Raw genomic sequence first — 5,476 nt, forward strand, 5'->3', positions numbered from 1 at the left:
ATTTTGGTATTTCTCTTAGTTCTATGCAGAAGGAATAAATAACAAGGAAAAAGGAATAAATAAAAAGAAAAAATCTTGAGTTATCTGATTTTTAAGATGAGTGATATATCCACACCTTTTCCTGAGACTGCTATATTTACCAATAATAACTGTTGGTGTTTCTCCTAGTTCTACACAGAAGGAAGAAACAACAAGGAAAAATCTTGGGTTATCTGAATTTTAAACTTTTGATATATCCGCACCTTTTCCGGAGACTGCTATATTTACCAATAGTAACTGTTGGTGTTTATCTCTGCCTTTAGCCTAAAAGCAACCAGTTCTTTGACGCAACTCAAATAAAATTACTACATCCACAAGATATTAGTTAATATAATTAAAATTAACATTTCATAGTGTAGCTAAAAATAGCGATCGCCTAGCCAAATCAATAACTAACTTATAAATAATAGTAATAAATTTAACTATATCTTTTTTTCAAGTCTCCCTCTTCCCAAATTTGGAGTTGCCTTTCAGCAGCAATAAAATTGTTAATTGATTTCGGCGGGTAAACAAAATGGTCATAAGCAAGAGCCATTTGTCTAGCTGCTTCTTGGTAAGAAACTTTTCCTATTCCTGTACCTAAACCTGGACAGACAACATTTTGAATTTGTTGCTTTTGCTGACGGTTGTGGTGTCGCACTGTCAGTAACATTGCCCACATTGCGATATAAGGAGTATCAGTGCCAGCAATGGACATAGGTACGCGCATAGTGGGGGTATGGGCAAGAAAAGGATGTTGGGGATGACCAGTTTCGACAATAGTAGATGTGCCAACTGGTTGTTCGCCCAGATATTCATCTAATATTTTTTGTTGAACCGAAGTCATTAAAAAATCACCAAAATATTTGACGATCGCTGCATCTATACCACCATCCATAAGTCCAAAAGAATTTCCTGGACTTACTAAACAGTCATATTCTGGTACAGTCTCGAAATAATTATTGATAATTTCTAGATTGGGTAAATAATGGAAATGTTCTTGAAAAGCATCATATATAGCGCTGTGCGCAGGCAACAGGCAACAGGCAACAGGCAACAGGGGGAATAAAAAAACCGATAATATCAGGCTTTTAGCTATTGGACAGTTACTGTAATTTGTAAATATGCCAGCGCACATTGCTATAAAGATCTATTTGGAGCAACTAAAATCAGTTTCATATTAGTCTATATTCTGGTAGCTTTAGAATTATCAATAACCCCAATAGGTTTTCAATTTGAAGAAGGAAAAATATCAGCCTTAAAAAATAATTTTTGGACAGATTTTGCGGGCGTTGAATTGATTCTCAAACATATTTTCTATTTCTTCCTCAACAAATTGTTAAATCATTTTTTTTATTTAATCAGGACTTACGCATAACCACCAAATATTGTAGGGGTTAACGGCCGTTAACTCCTACAAATGGTGTATATTTTTGTCTTTTGCGTAAGTTTTATCAATCTTGAATCTACCACTTTGACTAAAGAGTGAAACATACCTCGCACAACTTTTCAAGCAGAAATGGATTAAGTAAATAAATTAACTAAGAATATTTTTCATTTCTATTTTAAAAATATTTTCAATGGTTTTTCCGGCAGTTTTTTCATCCCAGTTAAGGATATTGAGAAAAGTTTCTGCTGAGTGAGTTTCTACAACATCAATACCCCATTCTCCTGTTTGTAGAGTATCAGGATAATCACTTAATGGAGGTGTTTTTTTCAAACCTCCCAGAATCAAAACATCAACAATTAAATCCTTGTCATTTTTTTGAATTATTCGCTTTTCTATTAAAGCTTCAGCACATTTTTTACCAACTTGAGGTGGGGAAAAAACTTGATTTTCAAATAAAATTTCTACCATCCAATGAGGATGATTTAATTGCCGACATTTAAGTTGTGGATATTTGCTTAAACCATTAATGAAAACTTGAGCAAATTCTTCCCTATTTAATTCAGGCAGGGTATTTTCTGAGAGTTCAAAATTATGGGAAAGCAACATTCGTCCAGTTTTAGATTCCGTCATTATTTTATTTATCCTATGTTCTAGAAATTTTAATTCACAATTTTATAGCAGAAGGAAGAAGGAAGAAGGAAGAAGGAAGAAGGAAGAAGGAGGAAGGAAAAATCTTACGTTGTCTTAGTTTTAAGCTTTTGACTTGTCCCCGCCCTTTCCTTCGACTGCTATATATTCTATTAGACCATAAATCAAAAACATAGATAAAATTGATGTCTCTATAAATTTCGGCATTGCTGAATTAAGGTATGAAAGTAGGTTTGTAGGGAATAAGGAATAGGAAACAGGGAACAGTTAATATTAACAAGTAGTTCAAACCATCCAAAATACAAAATTAAAAATATAAAATTATCAAATCATACCCAGAATCAGCAACGGCTAAATTTCCAATAAAAACGTATAAATCAGAGGAATTGATATTAGACAAAAATTATTATTTGAGTTGCTCCTAAATCTACCAATAAGCGAATTAGTTCAGTTTCTCTTTCTGCATAAAGTAAAGAGTCAAATACTTCTATAGGAATATATTTATTACTTTTCGATTTTAAGGGATGCACTCTATATAATTTTCCTGGTAATGGATGACCGGGAGGAAAGTCAAAATATTCTGGTATATCTGAGTAAGGAGTTTCTGTAATAAATTCTGACCAACATAGCTAAATTAAATTCATTTAAAGCTAATTTTGTATTTTCGTCGAGTTTTGCTTGTTCGCTATCTTGAGTATTTTGTTGGCGAGCAAAAATTCCTGTTACTACTGGTATTAATAAATAACTAAAAGGAGGAAGTAAAGCTGACAAACCTCCATATATCAAAGCTTCTTTTATGCTTAAGGGATTTGATTTGAAACTATTTAATTTATTTTTATCTTGTTCAGTAGTTACAGTAGTGATTGCTGAAGATAGAGATTGTTGTAAACTAGATTTATTATTAGGGGTAATGTAAAGTAGTGGTTTATATTTTTTGAATTCTTGAATTTCTGAAGACTGATTCATAAAAAATCCTCCTGCAAAGCTTTTAACAAAAATCTTAGAGGTTGATTGATGATTCGATACTTATAATTTACAGATTTTACAGTCAAGCAAATTATAATTACAAACTCATACTTACTTTTGTTTTACCTCCTAAAAAACTTCAATAGAGAATTTACTATTTCCGGATTTTCGCCTCTGAGCATTAAAAAATTGTCAGATTTACCTATACTTACCCTAACTTTAGCTTCAGAAAAAATTGGCAGTTCGACAAAATTTAAGAAATCCACTGATGGAAAATTTACTATTTCTAGATTTTCACCTTTGAGCATCAAGAAATATTCAGAGAAAATCAGACTTACTCTGACTTTAGCTCCTGAAAAAATTGGCAGTTCGACAAAATTTAAGAAATCCACTGATGGAAAATTTACTATTTCTAGATTTTCACCTTTGAGCATCAAGAAATATTCAGAGAAAATCAGACTTACTCTGACTTTAGCTCCTGAAAAAATTGGCAGTTCGACAAAATTTAAGAAATCCACTGATGGAAAATTTACTATTTCTAGATTTTCACCTTTGAGCATCAAGAAATATTCAGAGAAAATTAGACTTACTTTGACTTTAGCTCCTGAAAAAATTGGCAGTTCGACAAAATTTAAGAAACCCAATGATGGAAAATCTACTACTCCTGAATTTTCCCCTCTAACCATCAAAAAATTTCCAGAATAAATCATGCTTACCCTGACCTTATCTTCAGAAAAAATTGGCAGTTCAGCAAAATCTGAGAAACCCAATGATGGAAAATCTACTACTCCTGAATTTTCCCTTCTGACCATCAACAAATCTTCAGATAAACTCATGCTTACTCTGACTTGATCCCCTGAAAAAATTGGCAGTTCGGCAAAATCTGGGAAACCCACTGATGGAAAATTTACTATTTCTATATTTTCCCCTCCGACCGTCAAAAAAATTCCAGAGGAACCCATATTTATTCTAGTTTTACCCTTAAAAAAATTCCCACAAAGCAAAATTTAAGAAATCTGCTAATAGATAATTTAGTCGTCTGGATTTTCAACTTCAATAATCAACTAAAATCCAGACAACAAACTAACACTTACTCCTCCTTTTCAATTATCCCTCCACCTAACAAAATATCTCCCTCATACCAAACAGCAGCTTGTCCAGGAGTTATACCAAAAACTGCCTCTTCAAACATTAACTTAACTCGAAAACCATCCTGTGGTTTCTCCTCATTAATACCCAAAGGAATAATATTTGCTGCTACAGGTAAACTACGATATCTCACTTGCACCTCCCCTCGTATAGGTATAGTTGGTGGGACAATAGAAACCCAATTAACTAACTTCACAGTGGACTCCATTTTTGACGCACTGTCGCGATCGCCCACTATTACCCGATTCATCACTGGGTCTAAATCAATTACATATAAAGGATGAGGGGCCGAAACTCCTAAACCTTTTCTTTGGCCAATTGTATAATGATGGACACCATCATGGAGTCCTAACACTCGTCCCTCTTGGTCAACTATTTCACCTTGATGAGGAGTAATATATTTATCCAAAAATGCCCGCATCGAACCGCTAGCTTCCACTAGACATAAATCCTGACTTTCTGGTTTATCAGCAGTTTTCAAACCATATTCTGCTGCAATGCGTCGGGTTTCACTTTTCACCATTTTTCCTAGAGGAAATACGGAACCAGCTAATAAGTCCTGTGTTAAATCGTACAGAAAATAAGACTGGTCTTTATTACGGTCAATAGCACGTTTTAATTGATAGCGATCGCTCTGTGAATCATAATCAATTCGTGCGTAATGCCCCGTGGCAATTTTGTCAATACCCAATTTTTCACGACCATAAGCCAGCATCGGGCCAAATTTCACAGCTTTATTACATTGAGAACAAGGTAGTGGAGTAATTCCAGCACTGTATCCTGTTACTAAATAATCAACAATATTTGCCTGAAATAGATCGCGACTATCCACAATATGATGGGGAATACCTAACTGTTCACAAATATGAGCGGCATCGACCATTCCCTCGGAACAACATTGACCTTTTCCTTTCATTAACCAAAGAGTTAAACCCTCAACTTGATATCCTTGATGATGTAGTATTGCTGCGGTTGTGGAACTATCAACTCCACCAGAAAGACCGACTATAATTTTATTCATTGAATTTGAGGTTATAAAATCAAAACTAAGTTTATTTATCTTGCATTATAGATTTTTTGAAGAAGGAAGAAGGAAGAAGGAAGAGGGAAGAGGGAAGAGGAAAAAGGGAAGCAGGAAAAAAATTACTTTCTCTGAGTTTTAAGTTCTCGATATTTCCTAACCTTTCCTTCCACTGCTATATATGAGACTGCACAAAATTATCAAATTTATTAATTTTTCTGTCTTAATCTTAAGTAAGAAAGAAAGAAGAAGTAACCAGGAAAAGGGAAGCAGGAAAAAAATTA

The 5,476-nt window shown here is 33.9% G+C and carries 6 protein-coding genes; all 6 read right to left on the minus strand.

What is annotated here, in order from left to right:
• Nucleotides 1–457: 457 nt before the first annotated feature.
• Nucleotides 458–1,054, minus strand: a complete 597-nt coding sequence (locus F6K06_RS05715; RefSeq protein ID WP_240039060.1) for a macro domain-containing protein — start codon at nt 1,052–1,054, stop codon at nt 458–460.
• Between the two features lie 501 nt (nt 1,055–1,555).
• Complete coding sequence (locus tag F6K06_RS05720; protein WP_124145892.1) at nt 1,556–2,038, minus strand: DUF2656 domain-containing protein; 483 nt, start codon at nt 2,036–2,038, stop codon at nt 1,556–1,558.
• Between the two features lie 410 nt (nt 2,039–2,448).
• Nucleotides 2,449–2,586 (minus strand): hypothetical protein, encoded by a 138-nt coding sequence (locus F6K06_RS05725; RefSeq protein WP_161564612.1) that lies wholly within the window; start codon nt 2,584–2,586, stop codon nt 2,449–2,451.
• Between the two features lie 40 nt (nt 2,587–2,626).
• Nucleotides 2,627–3,022 carry a hypothetical protein gene (locus F6K06_RS05730; protein WP_124145893.1) on the minus strand — a complete coding sequence of 132 codons (396 nt, stop codon included), beginning with the start codon at nt 3,020–3,022 and terminating at the stop codon, nt 2,627–2,629.
• A 122-nt stretch (nt 3,023–3,144) separates the two neighbouring features.
• Nucleotides 3,145–3,984, minus strand: coding sequence for a hypothetical protein (locus tag F6K06_RS05735; RefSeq protein ID WP_287240383.1), 840 nt, complete (start codon nt 3,982–3,984; stop codon nt 3,145–3,147).
• A gap of 128 nt (nt 3,985–4,112) precedes the next feature.
• Entirely contained in the window at nt 4,113–5,207 is a 1,095-nt protein-coding gene (gene mnmA / locus F6K06_RS05740) for a tRNA 2-thiouridine(34) synthase MnmA (RefSeq protein ID WP_275670461.1), read from the minus strand.
• Between the last annotated feature and the right edge of the window lie 269 nt (nt 5,208–5,476).

This window comes from Okeania sp. SIO1H4, from assembly GCF_010672695.1.
In the GTDB taxonomy this organism is placed as follows: Bacteria; Cyanobacteriota; Cyanobacteriia; order Cyanobacteriales; family Microcoleaceae; genus Okeania; species Okeania hirsuta.